The sequence below is a fragment of the Stenotrophomonas sp. YJH_SMC_82 genome, from assembly GCF_059368875.1.
The window spans coordinates 17,909-34,129 of record NZ_JCAFSE010000002.1; the positions used below are offsets into that span (position 1 = coordinate 17,909).

11 protein-coding genes are annotated in these 16,221 nt (G+C 66.2%); 3 read left to right on the plus strand and 8 right to left on the minus strand.

Annotated features, from left to right (window positions below; all coding sequences use genetic code 11):
- Positions 1 to 85: 85 nt before the first annotated feature.
- Positions 86 to 1,762 carry a long-chain fatty acid--CoA ligase gene (locus tag AC5P53_RS07605; RefSeq protein ID WP_014647008.1) on the plus strand — a complete coding sequence of 559 codons (1,677 nt, stop codon included), beginning with the start codon at positions 86 to 88 and terminating at the stop codon, positions 1,760 to 1,762.
- Positions 1,763 to 1,923: 161 nt separating this feature from the next.
- Positions 1,924 to 2,796 (plus strand): crotonase/enoyl-CoA hydratase family protein, encoded by an 873-nt coding sequence (locus AC5P53_RS07610; protein WP_126412075.1) that lies wholly within the window; start codon positions 1,924 to 1,926, stop codon positions 2,794 to 2,796.
- Positions 2,797 to 2,866: 70 nt separating this feature from the next.
- Here the strand turns inward: AC5P53_RS07610 and AC5P53_RS07615 are convergent, their stop codons facing one another.
- The 8 genes from AC5P53_RS07615 to AC5P53_RS07650 form a co-directional block, all read right to left on the minus strand.
- The gene (locus AC5P53_RS07615) at positions 2,867 to 5,044 is read right to left on the minus strand and encodes a response regulator (RefSeq protein WP_049407400.1); all 2,178 of its coding nucleotides are present in this window, start codon (positions 5,042 to 5,044) and stop codon (positions 2,867 to 2,869) included.
- Positions 5,041 to 6,186: a cyclic di-GMP phosphodiesterase response regulator RpfG gene (gene rpfG, locus AC5P53_RS07620; protein ID WP_241886776.1), complete on the minus strand. Its 1,146-nt coding sequence runs from the start codon at positions 6,184 to 6,186 to the stop codon at positions 5,041 to 5,043. Before rpfG ends, AC5P53_RS07615 begins: the two co-directional genes overlap by 4 nt.
- 205 nt (positions 6,187 to 6,391) lie before the next feature.
- Positions 6,392 to 7,903, minus strand: coding sequence for a lysine--tRNA ligase (gene lysS / locus AC5P53_RS07625; protein ID WP_049440102.1), 1,512 nt, complete (start codon positions 7,901 to 7,903; stop codon positions 6,392 to 6,394).
- A gap of 187 nt (positions 7,904 to 8,090) precedes the next feature.
- The gene (locus tag AC5P53_RS07630; protein WP_111206961.1) at positions 8,091 to 9,731 is read right to left on the minus strand and encodes an acetolactate synthase large subunit; all 1,641 of its coding nucleotides are present in this window, start codon (positions 9,729 to 9,731) and stop codon (positions 8,091 to 8,093) included.
- Between the two features lie 62 nt (positions 9,732 to 9,793).
- Positions 9,794 to 11,179, minus strand: a complete 1,386-nt coding sequence (locus tag AC5P53_RS07635; protein ID WP_111206962.1) for an NAD-dependent succinate-semialdehyde dehydrogenase — start codon at positions 11,177 to 11,179, stop codon at positions 9,794 to 9,796.
- A 646-nt stretch (positions 11,180 to 11,825) separates the two neighbouring features.
- Complete coding sequence (locus AC5P53_RS07640; RefSeq protein ID WP_021204557.1) at positions 11,826 to 12,608, minus strand: helix-turn-helix transcriptional regulator; 783 nt, start codon at positions 12,606 to 12,608, stop codon at positions 11,826 to 11,828.
- A gap of 156 nt (positions 12,609 to 12,764) precedes the next feature.
- A protein-coding gene (prfB, locus tag AC5P53_RS07645) for a peptide chain release factor 2 (protein ID WP_014037064.1) occupies positions 12,765 to 13,890 on the minus strand; the annotation gives its coding sequence in 2 pieces (ribosomal slippage) (positions 12,765 to 13,814 and positions 13,816 to 13,890; 1,125 coding nt in all).
- A 70-nt stretch (positions 13,891 to 13,960) separates the two neighbouring features.
- Complete coding sequence (locus tag AC5P53_RS07650) at positions 13,961 to 14,821, minus strand: LytTR family DNA-binding domain-containing protein (RefSeq protein ID WP_032959458.1); 861 nt, start codon at positions 14,819 to 14,821, stop codon at positions 13,961 to 13,963.
- A gap of 175 nt (positions 14,822 to 14,996) precedes the next feature.
- Here AC5P53_RS07650 and AC5P53_RS07655 point away from each other — a divergent pair, with 175 nt between their 5' ends.
- Complete coding sequence (locus AC5P53_RS07655) at positions 14,997 to 16,196, plus strand: acyltransferase family protein (protein WP_049440096.1); 1,200 nt, start codon at positions 14,997 to 14,999, stop codon at positions 16,194 to 16,196.
- Positions 16,197 to 16,221 lie beyond the last annotated feature (25 nt).

Consider the following 16,221-nt stretch of genomic DNA (forward strand, 5'->3'; position numbering starts at 1 on the left):
CTACGGCGGGGTATGCTGCAATGACCGGCCGTTGTCGATACGCTCAGGGCCGGACCTAATACATCACGATTCCTGGAGGGGGAATATGAGTCTGGATCGTCCCTGGCTGCAGAGCTATCCGAAAGGCGTTCCCGCCGAGATCGACGTCAACGAGTTCCATTCGGTAGCTTCGGTCTTCGACGCTTCCGTCGCGAAATTCCGCGACCGTCCCGCCTACTCCAGCTTCGGCAAGGTCCTCACCTACGGCGAGACCGACGCGCTGGTCGAACAGTTCGCGGCCTACCTGCTCGGTGAGCTCAAGCTCAAGAAGGGTGACCGCGTCGCCCTGATGATGCCCAACTGCCTGCAGTACCCGGTGGCCACCTTCGGCGTGCTGCGCGCCGGCCTGACCGTGGTCAACGTCAACCCGCTGTACACCGCCCGCGAGCTCAAGCACCAGCTGGTCGATGCCGGCGTGACCGCGCTGGTGGTGGTCGACAACTTCGGCGACACCGTCGAGCAGGTCATCGCCGATACGCCGGTCAAGCATGTGGTCACCACCGGCCTTGGCGACCTGCTCGGCGCCAAGGGCGTGATCGTCAACTTCGTGCTGAAGTACATCAAGAAGATGGTGCCCAACTACCATCTCAAGGGCGCGGTGCGCTTCCGCCAGGCGCTCAAGCTCGGCAGCCGCCACAGCCTGCCCAAGGTCGAGATCGACCACGACGACATCGCGTTCCTGCAGTACACCGGCGGCACCACCGGCGTGGCCAAGGGCGCGATGCTGACCAACCGCAACCTGATCGCCAACATGCAGCAGGCCTCGGCCTGGATCAGTGCGTCCGGCATCGAGATGGGCAAGGAGTGGATCATCACCGCCCTGCCGCTGTACCACATCTTCGCGCTGACCGCGAACGGCCTGGTCTTCATGAAGTTCGGTGGCTGCAATCACCTGATCACCAACCCGCGCGACATGAAGGGCTTCGTCAAGGAGCTCAAGTCGGTGCGTTTCACCGCCATCACCGGCGTCAACACGCTGTTCAACGGCCTGCTCAACACCCCCGGTTTCGACACGGTCGACTTCTCCTCGCTGAAGGTCACCCTGGGCGGCGGCATGGCCGTGCAGCGCGCCGTGGCCGAGCGCTGGAAGAAGGTCACCGGCGTGACCCTGGTCGAGGCCTATGGCCTGACCGAGACCTCGCCGGCAGCCTGCATCAACCCGCTCACCCTGACCGAGTACAACGGCTCGATCGGCCTGCCGATCCCCTCCACCGATGCCTGCATCAAGGATGACAACAGTGCCATCCTGCCGCTGGGCGAGGTCGGCGAGCTCTGCATCAAGGGCCCGCAGGTGATGAAGGGCTACTGGCAGCGCCCGGAGGAAACGGCCAAGGCCATCGACGCGGACGGCTGGCTGCATACCGGCGACATGGCCAAGATGGACGAACACGGCTTCTTCTACATCGTCGACCGCAAGAAGGACATGATCCTGGTGTCCGGCTTCAACGTGTACCCGAACGAAGTCGAGGACGTGATCGCGATGATGCCGGGCGTGCTGGAAGTGGCCGCGGTCGGCGTCCCGGACGACAAGTCCGGCGAGGTGGTGAAGGTGGTCATCGTGAAGAAGGACCCGAACCTGACCGCCGAAATGGTCAAGGAGCATGCCCGGGCCAACCTGACCGGCTACAAGCACCCCAAAATCGTTGAATTCCGAAAGGAGCTGCCGAAGACCAACGTCGGCAAGATCCTCCGTCGCGAACTCCGCGATACGCCCGCCCAGTAAGGGTTTGCGGCAATCTGGACAGTGCAGGGCCCGGGGCGGAAACGTCCCGGGCCCTTTCGCATGCGACGCCGCTGAGGCGGTGTAGCATCGCCGCGTGTGTGGACCGTTCGGCCCGCCGGCCACCCACCTGACACTGCGGGCCGCATGCCGAGGACCCTTCCATGAGTACCATCGAAAAGCTGCCTTCAAGCGGCTCACCGTTCGCCACCATCCGTACCGAAGACAGCGCCGACGGCGCTGCCCACTGGCTGTTCATGCACGCCGATGCCGCCACCGGGATCCGCCCCTGCTGCCGCAAGGACATGCTCGACGAAATGTGGAGCTACATGGCGGCCATCACCCGCAGCCCTGCCGAACGCCACAACGGGACATTGCGGCATTTCGTGCTGGCCTCCGATGCCGTCGCCTACAACCTGGGCGGCGACCTGGACCTGTTCACCCGCCTGATCCGCGAAGGCAACCGCGACCTCCTGCTGAATTACGCCCAGCGCTGCGTGGAGGGCGTGCACCACCTGCATACCGGGTTCGGCGGCGATGTCCGTTCGATCGCGCTGATCCAGGGTGACGCCCTCGGCGGCGGCCTGGAAATGGCCCTGGCCTGCCACACCATCGTCGCCGAGGAAGGCAGCGGACTGGGCCTGCCGGAGGTGCTGTTCGGCCTGTTCCCGGGCATGGGTGCGTACTCCTTCCTGTGCCGGCGCGTGTCCCCCCACCTGGCCGAGAAGATCATCCTCGACGGCCGGGTCTACAGTGCCGAGGAGATGCATGCCATGGGCGTGGTCGACGTGCTGGTGAAGAAGGGCGAAGGCCGGGCGGCGGTCGAGGAACTGATCCGCCAGCAGCAGCGCACGCCGCAGTCCTATCTGGCGATGAATGTCGCACGCGCCATCGCCCAGCCGGTCAGCTACGACGAACTGCTGGAGATCACCAAGGTATGGGTCGATTCCGCCCTCGCACTCGGCGACCGCTCGCTGCGCACCATGGATCGCCTGATCAAGGCCCAGACCCGTCGCGCCAGTCTCGACGCGGCCTGATTCCTCCCCTCCCCCAGGATGGGTTCAAGCCCGGCTGGCCACCGGGCTTTTTTTGTGTTCACGCCACGCCTCAGCGCGCTTCACCATCATCGGCGGCGCCGCGCATGCGGCGTTCGGCCCGCGCGTCCAGCGCGCGCCGGCCTTCCTTGATCGCCTCCTGCAGGATGCCCAGGCGCGGACGCCATTCGGTCTTGAGCTGCCAGTCGGCCATCCGCATCAGCTCGCCGGCACGGTTGGACGCGCGCATCAGGCCGAGATTGCTGGCCACGCCCTTGATCGCGTGGGATTGTTCGCGGAACACATCCCACTGCGTGGCCTCGCCGGCCTGCTCGGCCTTGCCCATGCAGCTCGCCACGTCCTCCAGGCACTGGCGGATGAACTCACGTTCGAAGCCCTCGCCCATGCCCAGCGAAGCCAGTTCGTCCAGCACGCTGCTGTCGAGCACGCCATCCTGCAGCGGCGCCGCCGGTCGCACCACCGGTGCGGCCATGGTCTTCAGCTGGGCATTGCTGGCGATCTCGGCCAGCGTATCGAGCAGGCGCACCGCAACGACGGGCTTGGCCAGGAAGGCATGTGCGCCGGCCTGGGTACAGCGCTGGATCGCCTCGGGCGTTACATCCGCACTGAGTACCAGTACCGGCGTGCGCGGACCGCCGCCGGCCTGCATCACCCGCAGTTCCTTGAGCATGTCCAGCCCGCTCATGCCCGGCATGTGCAGATCGACGATGACCGCGTCGAACTCGCTGTCGGCCAGCGCATCCAGCACCGCCTCACCGCCGTCCACGCACAGCACGCGATGGCCGGCCTTCTGCAGCAGGCGCTGCAGGACCATGCGGTTGGCCTCGTGGTCGTCGGCCACCAGGATCTGCATGCTGCGCACGCGGGCGCGATGGCGCAGGAACGGATCGGCAAAAGCGATCACGTTGCCGCCCGGGCCCGCGTCTTCGTCGCCGCTCAGGCTCGGCACCGCGCCCGGCACCTGCGGCTGCGGCGGCGCGAACGGCAGCTCGACCCAGAAGTGGCTGCCGCGCGGCGGGTTTTCCAGATAACCGATGTCACCGTCCATCGCCTCGACCAGGCCTTTGGCGATGGTCGTGCCCAGCCCCGTCCCCTCGTGGCGGCGCGCCATGCTGACATCGGCCTGCTCGAACGCGTCGAACAGCCGTGCACGCATGGCAGGTGGCACGCCGATGCCGGTGTCGAGGATGTCGAAGCGCAACCGCACCGCCCCGCTGGCATCGGCCTGCACCACGCCGACACGTATCTCGACCCGGCCATGGTCGGTGAACTTGACCGCGTTGCCGGCCAGGTTCAGCAGGATCTGCCGCAGGTGCCCGACATCGCCGCGCACGCGTGGCGGCACACCATCGGCCACCTTCACCCGGTAATCCAGCCGTTTGGCCTTGGCCTGTGGCAACAGGATCAGACCGATCGCCTGGATCACGTCGGCCACGGCGAAGTCCTCGGCCACCACGCGCAGCTTGCCGGCCTCGATGGCCGAGATGTCCAGCACTTCCTCCACCAGTGCCAGCAGGCTGCGCGAGGACGCCTGGATGGTGTTGAGGCACTCGCGCTGCTCGTCATCCAGGCGCGTGGTGGCCAGCACTTCGGTCATGCCGTTGAGACCGTTCAACGGCGTGCGGAACTCATGGCTCATGTTGGCCAGGAACCGGCTCTTGGCCTCGCTGGCGCGGCGCGCCTCGGCCATCGCTTCGGTCAACTGCCGCAGCAATGTCGAGAAGTACAGCGGCACCGCTGCCAGGCCCAGCCAGAGGCCGATGGCCAGGCGGAAATTCTGTTGCCAGTAAGGCGTCAGCATCACGGTGCAGCCGAAGCTCACCATCGCCATGGCCACCGCCACGTACAGATAGTGGTTGCCAAAGCGCATGCCATTGCCGACCGTCACCCACATCACCACGATGTAGACCCAGGCCAGCGGCTCACCCATCTGCACCATGCCGGCAGCAATGAGGCCGTAGTCAGCCAACATGCCCAGCACGCGGCGGGGATCGGAACGCGCCGGCCGCCACAGCAGCCAGCCGAACAGCAACAGTGACAGGCTCAGGCCGGTCAGCACGATCGCCAGCACACCGACGTACTGGGTATGCGGCAGATCGTGGCGCGGTGCCGGCAACAGTACGTAGGCCAGGATCAGGCTGATCAGCACGATGCGGACGATCTGCTGGCCGTGCTCGCTGTCCTGGCGCTGGGACAGGCGCAGCCGCAGCTGCGACAACAGGCGTTTCACGCGCCCAGCCCCGGGCGCGCGGACGCCATCGAATGCTCGGCGCAGATCTGGTCGAGCTGTTCGCGGCCGCGCAGCAGCGCGTCCACGCATCGGGGATCGAACAGGCGGCCACGCTGGGCGTAGAGATAAGCCAGGGTGGCTTCCATGGTCCATGCTTCCTTGTACGGACGGGGCGAAATCAGGGCGTCGAAGACATCGGCGACGGCCACGATGCGCGCTTCCAGCGGAATCGCGTCGCCGACCAGCCCATCGGGATAGCCACTGCCGTCATAGCGCTCATGATGACGCAGTGCGATCAACGCGCCAACCTGGATGAAGCGATTCTGGCTGCCGCTCAGCAGTTCATGGCCAATCCGCGGGTGCCGGCGCATGATCGCCAGTTCTTCCTCGTTGAGCTTGCCCTGCTTGAGCAGCACCGCATCGGGAATGGCGATCTTGCCCATGTCATGCAGCGGCGCAGCCATTTCGATCAGGCGCACCTCCTCTTCGGGCAGCCCGAGCTGTTCGGCGATCAGTCCGGCCACGCGCGCCATGCGCTCCAGGTAGGCGCTGGTGCCGGCATCACGGAACTCGATCGCGCGTGCCAGCCGCGACAGCGTTTCGCGCTCGCGCTCTTCGACCTCATGCATGCTGGCCAGCAGGCGCTGCTCCAGCGACAGCGCCCGCTGCTTCACGTTCTCGGTCTGCTGGCGCAGCTGCAGCAGGTTGTAGCAGCGCGCCCGCAGCTCGCGCGGGCGGATCGGCTTGACCAGGAAGTCGATGACGCCTGCTTCCAGTGCCGCTTGCCGGATCGGCTCGTCACCGACCACGGTGATCAGGATCACCGGAATGTCACGGTGCTTGGGCAGGCGACGGAAACGACGGGCGAATTCCAGCCCATCCATCTCCGGCATGCGGTAATCGAGCAGCAGCAGGTCGACCGGATGGGCTTCGCACCAGGCCAATGCGGTCAGCGGGTCTCCGAAGTCATACACGCTCACTTCCGGCGCGATGTCTTCGATGACGTGACGCAGCATCGTCCGGGCCGAAGTCTGGTCGTCAACGATGACGATGTTCAACGCGTACTCTGCCTGGTTTCTCGACCACGCTGGATCATCAGCAGGCGAGGATACTCTGCCGCTGCGAACGCTCGCACCCTGCATCGGCCTGACTCCCGTGTCATGCGTCCCGATTCATGATCGTCATCACAATGTGAAGCGGACTCCCCACACCGTGCCCTCCCCCTGGCGCCGATCAAGCCATAACAGGCGTCAAGGTAGTGCAATTACGATACGCCGAGTGCGGGACGCGTCAATCGCGCCGTCTCGTTTCGGGACGGCGCGCACAATCGGGAGTCAAAAAGACGACTTACTGCTCCGGACGCATGTACGGGAACAGCAGTACATCGCGGATCGAGCTGCTGCCGGTCAGCAGCATCACCAGGCGATCCACGCCGATGCCGAGGCCGCCGGTCGGTGCCATGCCGTACTCCAGCGCACGGATGTAGTCGGCGTCGTAGTGCATGGCCTCGTCATCGCCACCTTCCTTCGCCGCCACCTGGGCCTGGAAGCGCTGGGCCTGGTCTTCCGGATCGTTCAGCTCGGAGAAGCCGTTGGCCAGCTCCTTGCCGTTGACGAACAGCTCGAAGCGGTCGGTGTAGCCCGGGTCATTGTCGTTGGCACGGGCCAGCGGCGAGACCTCCACCGGATGGTCAGTGATGAAGGTCGGCTGGATCAGGGTGTGCTCAACGGTGGCCTCGAAGATCTCCAGCAGCAGCTTGCCCCAGCCGTAGGACGGCTTGACGCGGATCTTCAGGCGCTCGCAATGACGCAGCAGCGCATCGCGGTCGGTGCAATCGGCGACGGAGATTTCCGGGTTGTGGTGGCGGACTGCCTCGTCCATGCGCCAGCGGCGGAATGCCGGGCCCAGGTCGATCTTCGCGCCGTCCCATTCGACCTCGGTGCCACCGTTGACCGCCTTGGCCACGTCACGGATCACGCCTTCGGTCAGGTCCATGATCTCGTTGTACGTGGCATAGGCCTCGTACAGCTCCATCATGGTGAATTCCGGGTTGTGGCGGGTGCTGACGCCTTCATTGCGGAAGTTGCGGTTGATCTCGTACACGCGCTCAAGGCCACCCACGGTCAGGCGCTTGAGGTACAGCTCCGGCGCCACGCGCAGGTACAGGTCCAGGTCCAGCGCATTGTGGTGGGTGGTGAACGGCTTGGCCGCCGCGCCGCCGGGGATGTAGTGCATCATCGGCGTCTCGACTTCCAGGAAGTCGCGGTTGTCCAGCCACGCGCGCATGGCGCGGATGATCTTCGAGCGCTTGATGAACACCGCGCGCGACTCCGGGGTCACGATCAGGTCGACGTAACGCTGGCGGTAACGCTGCTCGACGTCGGCCAGGCCATGCCACTTGTCCGGCAGCGGGCGCAGCGACTTGGTCAGCAGGCGGATCGATTCGGCCTTGACCGACAGCTCGCCGGTCTTGGTACGGGTCAGGCCGCCTTCGACGGCGATGATGTCGCCCACGTCCCAGCCCTTGAAGGCGGTATAGGCATCGCCCAGCACCGCGCCCTGCAGGAACAGCTGGATGCGGCCGGACTCGTCCTGGATCTGCGCGAAGCTGGCCTTGCCCATGATGCGCTTGGCCATCAGGCGGCCCGCCATCTTCACCTGGCGGCCGTTGCCTTCCAGGGCCTCGGCGGTCCAGGTTTCGGCATCTGCGAATTCTTCCTGCAGGCGGCCGGCGAAGTCCTCGCGACGGAAGTCGTTCGGGTACGCGATGCCCTGCCCACGCAGCGCTTTGAGTTTCTCACGGCGCTCGGCGATCAACTTGTTTTCGTCGACGGGGGGGGTATCGGTAGCTTCGCTCATGGATCTGCGGGAATCGTGTAGTGAGGGGGGATGCAGCGCCCGGCACAGCCGGTTGCCCAGCATACCAAAACCGCCCAGCCCCAGCCCTGGGCCGGGCCCGCCCCGGTAGCCGCCAACCTTGGTTGGCGCCGTGCGTGTCGACCAAGGTCGACACCTACCGGGCGGATCGGCCGGCCCTGCTCCGCCGCTACCTGTTGCCGGGGAACGCCTGGCGCAACTCATCCACCAGCACCCGCTGGTTCTCCGAATAGTCCACCGGCACCGACACCAGGTGCACCCCGCCCTCGTTGAAGGCCGCTTCCAGGGTCGGGATGAACTGCTCGATGGCCGTCACCTCGTGGCCCTTGCAGCCATAGGCCTCGGCGTACTTCACGAAATCGGGGTTGCTGAAGGTCATGCCGTAGTCGGTGAATCCGTCCACGGCCTGCTTCCAGCGGATCATGCCGTAGGCACCGTCGTTGAGGATCAGCACCACCAGGTTCAGGCCCAGCCGGCGGGCCGTCTCCAGCTCCTGGCTGTTCATCATGAAACCGCCGTCGCCGCACACCGCCAGCACCCGCCGCTGCGGATACAGGATCGAGGCCATGATCGCCGACGGCAGGCCCGCGCCCATCGTCGCCAGCGCGTTGTCCAGCAGCAGCGTGTTGGCCACCTGGGTGCGGTAGTTGCGCGCGAACCAGATCTTGTACATGCCGTTGTCCAGCGCCACGATGCCATCCGGCGGCATCACCTGGCGCACGTCGTGCACCAGCCGCTGCGGGGTGAACCCGACCTCTTCGGCCCGGTCGGCCAGGTGTTCGAGGATGGTCGCGCGCAGCGGCAGCAGCGCAGCGGCATTCGGCACCGCGCCCTCGATGCGGTCGGCCAGCTGGGTCAGCGAACGACCGATATCGCCGATCACCTCCACCTGCGGGAAATACACCTGTTCCACCGCCGCCTGCGAGTACCCGATATGGATCACCGTCGGCCCACCCGGGCGCATCACGAATGGCGGCTTCTCGGTGACCTCGTGGCCGATGGTCACGATCACGTCGGCCTGGTCGATCGCCATGTGCACGTAATCGCGCTCGGTCAGCGCCGCGGTGCCCATGTACAGGCCTGAACCACCGGCCACCGCGCCCTTGCCCATCTGCGTGGTGAAGAACGGGATGCCGGCGCGCAGCACGAACGCGGACAGCGCGTCGCTGGACTGCGGCCGCGAGGCCGCCGAAGCGATCATCAGCAGCGGCCGCTTTGCATTGCGGATGAGCTCTGCTGCCCGATCCAGCGCCTCCGGGCTGGCAATGGGACGGTCCACCGCGTGCGGCGGAATCAGCGCCACGCCCTCGACCTCATCGGCAGCAATGTCTTCGGGCAGCTCCAGCAACACCGGGCCCGGGCGCTCTTCCTGGGCGACACGGAACGCCTCGCGGACGATGGTCGGAATGGTGCGTGCCGAGACGATCTGCCGCGCCTGTTTGGTCAGCGGCTTCATCGTGCCGACGATGTCGACGATCTGGAAGCGCGCCTGCTTGCTGGCGACGATGCCCTTCTGGCCGGTGATCATGATCACCGGCCACGCACCCAGCAGCGCATAGGCGGCGCCGGTGGTGAAGTTGAGCGCGCCCGGGCCGAGCGTGGCCAGGCATACGCCCGGCTTGCCGGTCAGGCGGCCGTAAGTGGCCGCCATGAACACCGCCGCCTGTTCGTGGCGGGTGATGACCAGTTCGATGCTGGAATGGCGGAGCGACTCGACCACGTCGAGGTTTTCTTCGCCGGGAATGCCGAAAATGCGCTCGACGCCTTCGTTCTCAAGTGCGGCGACGAGCAGATCTGAACCCTTGGACATCGGATGCCGTCCTTTGTGCTGGACTGATGGTGGATCGTTGCAGGAAGGATGAGAGCCGCGCGTCAATGCTTGTCGAACCACACTGTCTGCGCGTTGACGAATTCACGGATGCCGAAGTGCGAGAGCTCGCGGCCGAAGCCACTCTTCTTCACACCGCCGATCGGCACGCGAGGGTCGGAAGCGGAGAAGCCGTTGACGAACACACCGCCGGTCTGCAGCCGGCGCGCCAGCTGCATGGCCCGCGCGCGGTCACCGGTCCACAGGTTGCCGCTGAGGCCGAACTCGCTCTGGTTGGCCAGTTCCACCGCGTGGTCGGCATCGCGGGCGCGGCTGATCGAGGCCACCGGCCCGAACGTTTCCGTGTCAAAGGCCTGCATGCCCGGCTCCACGTCCGCCAGTACGGTGGGCGCGTAGAACGCGCCCGGGCGATCGAGCTGATGGCCGCCGACGAGCAGCTTCGCGCCTGCGTCCACCGAGGCGCGCACCTGCGCGTCCAACTGTTCCAGCAGGTCCTGGCGTGCCATCGGACCAACGCGATTGCCCGCTTCACGGCCATCACCGATGGTCAGCGCCTGCACTTTCTGGCAGAACTGCGCCACGAAGCGGCCGTACACCGCGTCTTCAACGATGATGCGCTTGCCGGCAATGCAGACCTGCCCGGTGTTCTGGAAGCGCGAGGTCACCGCCGCATCGACGGCCGCATCCAGGTCAGCGTCAGCCAGCACGATGAACGGATCCGAGCCGCCCAGTTCCAGCACCACCTTCTTCAGCGCCTGCCCGGCCTGGGCGGCGATGCTGCGGCCTGCGGCCACGCTGCCGGTCAGGGTGACGGCGGCGATGCGGTCATCGGCGATCGCACGGCTGGTACCCTCGCGGCTGATGTTGGCGGCGATGAAGGTGCCTTCCGGCAGCCCGGCATCACGCCAGGCGGCATCGAGCAGCTGCGCGGTGCCGACGATGTTCTCGGCCGGCTTCAGCAGGAAGCCGTTGCCGCCCATCAGGATCGGTACCGCCGCGCGCATCACCTGCCAGTACGGGAAATTCCACGGCATGATGCCCAGCACCACGCCCAGCGGCAGGTAGGACACGTAAGCCTTGTCGTCGGGCACCTGGGTCGGCTCGTCGCGCAGGAACTGCGCACCGTGGTCGGCGTACCAGTCGCACAGCACGGCACACTTCTCGATCTCGGCCAGTGCTTCGGCCTGGACCTTGCCCATTTCGGCAGTGGCCAGCGCGGCCAGCGTCTCGCGGTCACGGCGCAGTACGCCCGCCATCGCACGCAACACCTGCGCTCGCTGTTCCAGGCTGCGGGCGCTCCAGGCGGCGAAACCGGCCTGACCGCGATCGAGGATCGCTTCCAGCTCGGCATCCGTGGCGAAGGGATGGCTGGCGATCTGCTGGCCGGTGGCCGGATCGCGGGAAATGGCGGTGGTGGGGGCAGCGGACATGCAGGTCTCCTGGTGTCTCGTCGACGGGCGGCGGCCCGTCTCCTGCACAGGAATGTGGACTCGATTGGCGGAGGCAACAAGGCGTCTGCTTATCCTGTGACCTGCACTTACCTGTCTGAATGGGGGCTCTTGCAGGGCTGCGCCCTGCACCCGCAGAGGCAACGGCAACAGCCGAAGCAGCAGCAACAGCGGGCTATCCGTGGGATGGCGAGGTGGGTCCGGTTGCGGGAGACGCCGTAAACCCGTCCTTGGGGGCTTGGCCGCGGCATCCATGCCGCGGACACTCCCGCAACCGGACCCACCCCGCCTTCGACGGTTTTCCGCGATCTGTCGGAAATGCTCTTGGGGTCAGATCCGTTTTCCATAGGAAAACGGATCTGACCCCGGAATTTCTTTCGATATCTGACAGATGTGTCGACCAAGGTCGACACCTACCAACAGCCGCGTGAACCTTTCAAAGGTGGGGCGGTGTCGGAGTGCGGGGTGTCAGCCGCATGGATGCGGCTGCCAAGCCCCCAGGGACGGGTTTACGGCGTCCCCGCACTCCGACACCGCCCCGCCAACCCACGGAATCCAGCTCTAGCTCTGGCTCTGGCTTTGGCCGTTGCATTGAGCAGGTGCAGGGCTGCAAGCCCTGCCGACCAACCTACCTACGCGGCAGGTAAGTGACCAGGGAAAGATCGTGCCGGCTCTCCGGCACCAGCGCCACGTACTGCAGGTCCAGCAGCCCGCGCGTGGGATGGTTCAGCTTCTTCGCACCCTCATCGAACCGGCGCACGTCGTGCTCCGGCCACCACTGGCGGAACTCCTCGCTATGCGCCGCGATGTCCTCCACCAGCGCCAGGAACGGCGCCTTGTCCGGCGCCTGCGCCATCGCCGCACGGAAGCCTGCCAGCAGGCCGCGGGTCATTTCTTCCCAGTTGAGGATCAGCGTGCGGTACGGCGGGTACAGGAACATCAGCCGCAGCGTGTTGCGCTCATGCGGCGCCAGTTGGCTGTAGTCCACGAACAGATCGGCGATGGCCGGGTTCCAGGCCAGGATGTCGAAGCGGGTGTTGCGCACATAGGCCGGGATCGGCTGCATCGCCTCCACCAGCTGGCGCAAGCCGTCGGTCACGCTCTCGTCCGGTGATTCCAGCGGCACGCCGTAGCCGGAGAGCGCGAACGCGTAGGCGCGTTCGTCGTCGCTCATGCGCAGCACCTGCGCCAGGCGCTCCAGCACCTCGGGCGAGGCGCGCACTTCACGGCCCTGCTCGATCCAGGTGTACCAGCTGACGCTCACCCCGATCGCCAGCGCGACTTCCTCGCGCTTCAGGCCCGGGGTACGCCGGCGCCCGGCCGGCAGGCCGAGCGTGGCAGGATCGACACGGGCGCGGCAGGCCTTGAGAAAGCCGCCGAGTTCCTTGCGTTCACTTTCGCTGCGCATCATCGCTACCGCCGTACCCGTTGTAGCGTCGAGCCATGCTCGACGCATCTGCTACTGCGCCAACAGCAGCCGAGCATGGGCTCGGCCCCACATCGGAAGCGTGATCAGCCACCCTCGGCGTTGCGCACGAGGGTGACGATATCCGCGCAGGCGCGCCGATCAGGCATCGACGCGCTTGGAGCCCACGGCCAGGCCGGCCTTCAGGCTGGCCTCGACGAACTCGTCCAGGTCGCCGTCCAGCACCTTCTGCGTGTCCGACCGTTCGATGCCGGTGCGCAGGTCCTTGATGCGGCTCTGGTCGAGCACGTAGTTGCGGATCTGGCTGCCCCAGCCGATGTCGGACTTGGTGGCTTCCACCGCGTCCTTCTCGGCATTGCGCTTCTGGATCTCCAGTTCATACAGCTTGGCGGCCAGCATCTTCATCGCGTTGTCGCGGTTCTGGTGCTGGCTGCGGCCGGTCTGGCAGGCCACGACGATGTTGGTCGGGATGTGGGTGATACGCACCGCCGACTCGGTCTTGTTCACGTGCTGGCCACCGGCACCGGACGAACGGTACACGTCGGTACGCAGGTCGGCCGGGTTGATGGTGATGTCGATGTTGTCGTCGATTTCCGGCGACACGAACACCGAGGTGAAGCTGGTGTGGCGGCGGTTGTCCGAGTCGAACGGCGACTTGCGCACCAGGCGGTGCACGCCGGTCTCGGTCTTCAGCCAGCCATAGGCATAGTCGCCTTCCACGCGCAGCGTGGCCGACTTGATGCCGGCAACGTCGCCACCGGACACTTCCATCAGTTCGGTCTTCCAGCCGCGCGACTCGCACCAGCGCAGGTACATGCGCAGCAGGATCTCGGCCCAGTCCTGGGCTTCGGTGCCGCCGGCACCGGCCTGGATGTCGACGAACGCCGCCGCATTGTCCATCTCGCCGGAGAACATGCGCTGGAACTCCAGCTTCTCCACGTGGGCCTGGTGCTTGTCCAGGTCGGCGACCACGGCCAGGGCGGTGTCCTCGTCCTGCTCGGACTCGGCCAGCTCCAGCAGCTCGGTGGCATCGTTCAGGCCATCGAGCACCGAGGCGATGCCGCCCACGGTCTTTTCCAGGCTGGAACGTTCGCGGCCCAGGTTCTGGGCGTACTCGGCGTTGTTCCAGACGTCGGGGCTTTCCAGCTCCCGCGTTACTTCTTCAAGACGCTCTTTCTTGGCGTCGTAGTCAAAGATACCCCCGAAGCGACAGCACGCGATCGGTCAGATCGGTGATGCGCTGGCGGACAGGATTCAGTTCGATCATGTCGGCGGTTATGCATTCAAAAGATGACTGGTAATGATACCGCAGGCTGCGGGTGCCCGGAATGAGGGCCTCACCCTGCCCCCAGCGCCTGCCGCAGCAGCGGCAGCTGGCGCCGGCTGCACGGCACTTTCGCCCCGTCGGCCATGTGCAGCAGGGCCTCGCCACCGTCCAGCGGCTCGATCGAGCGCAGCTGGCCCCGATGGATCAGCCAGCTGCGGTGCGGGCGCAGGAACTCGCCCGGGTCGAGCCGCTGCTCCAGCACCGCCATGGTGATCCGCAGCGGATAGTCGTGGCCGCGTACCCGCAGGTTCACATAGTTCCCCGCGGCCTGGGCATACTCCACGTCCGCCGTGGCGACCAGGAACTCCTTGCCCAGCTTGCGCACCAGGAAGTGCTGGGGGCGCTCGACCGGCTCCACCGGCGGGCCGACGTCCGGCTCGGCCAGCAGGCTCGCCTCGCCCTGCCTGCGCCGGCCGAACCAGCTGGCAAAGTGCTCCAGTGCCACGAACATCGCAAACGTGCGTACATCCTTCAGGTATTCGTAGGCAAAACGCTCCAGCCAGCCGGCATCATCCTGGTAGCGATGGCCCAGCGACCCGTAGGCCAGGTGCCGCAGCAGCACCATCCCCACCACGTGCAGCAGCGACCAGCCGACGCTGGCCAGCAGATACAGCGGCAATCGCCGCTTCCAGGTATCGGCATGCAGCGGCCAGCGCTCGCAGCCCCACCACAGCAGCGGCAGGGTCAACAGGACCAGGCCGAGGCTGCTGAACTCCCAGATCATCGGCTCCCACAGCCCGAGATCGGCGCCGCGGCGACTGGCGTCCATCACTTCCACCAGCGCATTGGTCACTGCCGAGGCCGACAGGATCGCCGCCCATACCAGCAGCCGGGTTGAAGTACGCCAGCGCGATGGTCGGCCCTGAGTCATTGCTGCATCCATGTCGTTGCGGTGCTCCAGCCTGCCTCAAGGGACAAAGGGTAGCGGCTCCATTGATCCCACCACCCCCGCCATTGGTCACTGCGTCGGTTCCAGCGGCCCCTTGCCAGTCGCCGCACGGACCGGGCGGCGTCACCTTGGCTCGACTCTCCGGCACACCACCACCATGACCCGACGCTACGACATCGACGCCCTGCGCGTGTTCGCCTTCGCCCTGCTGATCCTCTACCACACCGCCATGGCCTACGTGGACGACTGGGGCTTTCACCTCAAGAGCGTGCATACCGCCGAATGGCTGCAGTGGCCGATGCTGTTCGTCAACCGCTGGCGGATGTCGCTGCTGTTCCTGATCTCGGGTATCGCCATCGCGCTGATGCGGCCGGAAGGCAGGTTGCTGCGCTTCGCCGGCCTGCGCACCTGGCGGCTGCTGCTGCCGCTGCTGTTCGGCATGTTCGTGATCGTGCCGATCCAGCCCTATTGCGAAGGCGTGGCCAACGGCCACGTGGCACCCGGCTTCGGCCAGTTCCTGCTGCGCTACTGGCAGGTGCGGCCGTGGCCGGAAGGCAGCTTCGCCGGCTGGCAGTACGGCATCACCTGGAACCACCTGTGGTACCTGGCCTATCTGTGGAACTACACGCTGGCCTTGGCCCTGTTGATGCCATTGCTGGGAACGGCGGTGGTTCGCCGCGCGATGGCGCTCTGCGCAGCATCGCCGATGCTGCTGATCGGCCTTCCGTCCGCCCTGCTGCTGGCCTGGGTGATCTGGCTGGAGCCGATCTACCCGTCCACCAATGCCCTGCTCGGCGACTGGTACCAGCACGCGAAGTACGCGACGGTGTTCCTGGCCGGCTACCTGCTGGGTCGTGAACCGGTGTTCTGGGAGCGCGTGGTCGCCCTGCGCCGCACCACGCTATGGCTGGCGCTGGCTGCCGTCGGCTGGTATCTGGGGTTGCGCATCCTCGGCCAGGTATTGCCCGCCGATTCCCAGCTGCGGCAATGGCCCGAACCGTTCTGGGACCTGCAGGGCCGGGCCAGCCAGTCGCTTTACGTATGGACCGCGCTGCTGGCCATCCTCGGCTGGGGAAAGGTCTTCCTCGATCGCCCGTTCCGCTGGCTGCCGTACTGCACCGAGGCGATCTATCCCTGGTACATGCTGCACCAGAGCCTGATCATCGTGCTGCTGTTCTGGCTCAAGCCACTTCAGTTGGGCCCGTGGATGGAACCGGCCCTGCTGCTGGCCGGTACTGTCGGCGGCTGCCTGCTGATCCATGAGTTGCTGATCCGTCGCGTGCGTTGGCTGCGGCCCCTGTTCGGCCTGCGTGCGAATCCGCCGGCGGCGCCAATGGCGCGCACCGCAGTAGTGTAGAGCCGAGCCCACGCTCGGCTGCTTC

What these genes read in the sequence shown, in the direction of transcription:
- AC5P53_RS07605 (WP_014647008.1), top strand. Translation starts at nt 86, where the DNA reads ATGAGTCTGGATCGTCCCTGGCTGCAGAGCTATCCGAAAGGCGTTCCC.
- AC5P53_RS07610 (WP_126412075.1), top strand. Translation starts at nt 1,924, where the DNA reads ATGAGTACCATCGAAAAGCTGCCTTCAAGCGGCTCACCGTTCGCCACC.
- rpfG (WP_241886776.1), bottom strand. Translation starts at nt 6,186, where the DNA reads ATGCAGGGTGCGAGCGTTCGCAGCGGCAGAGTATCCTCGCCTGCTGAT.
- lysS (WP_049440102.1), bottom strand. Translation starts at nt 7,903, where the DNA reads ATGAGCGAAGCTACCGATACCCCCCCCGTCGACGAAAACAAGTTGATC.
- AC5P53_RS07630 (WP_111206961.1), bottom strand. Translation starts at nt 9,731, where the DNA reads ATGTCCAAGGGTTCAGATCTGCTCGTCGCCGCACTTGAGAACGAAGGC.
- AC5P53_RS07635 (WP_111206962.1), bottom strand. Translation starts at nt 11,179, where the DNA reads ATGTCCGCTGCCCCCACCACCGCCATTTCCCGCGATCCGGCCACCGGC.
- AC5P53_RS07640 (WP_021204557.1), bottom strand. Translation starts at nt 12,608, where the DNA reads ATGATGCGCAGCGAAAGTGAACGCAAGGAACTCGGCGGCTTTCTCAAG.
- AC5P53_RS07650 (WP_032959458.1), bottom strand. Translation starts at nt 14,821, where the DNA reads ATGACTCAGGGCCGACCATCGCGCTGGCGTACTTCAACCCGGCTGCTG.
- AC5P53_RS07655 (WP_049440096.1), top strand. Translation starts at nt 14,997, where the DNA reads ATGACCCGACGCTACGACATCGACGCCCTGCGCGTGTTCGCCTTCGCC.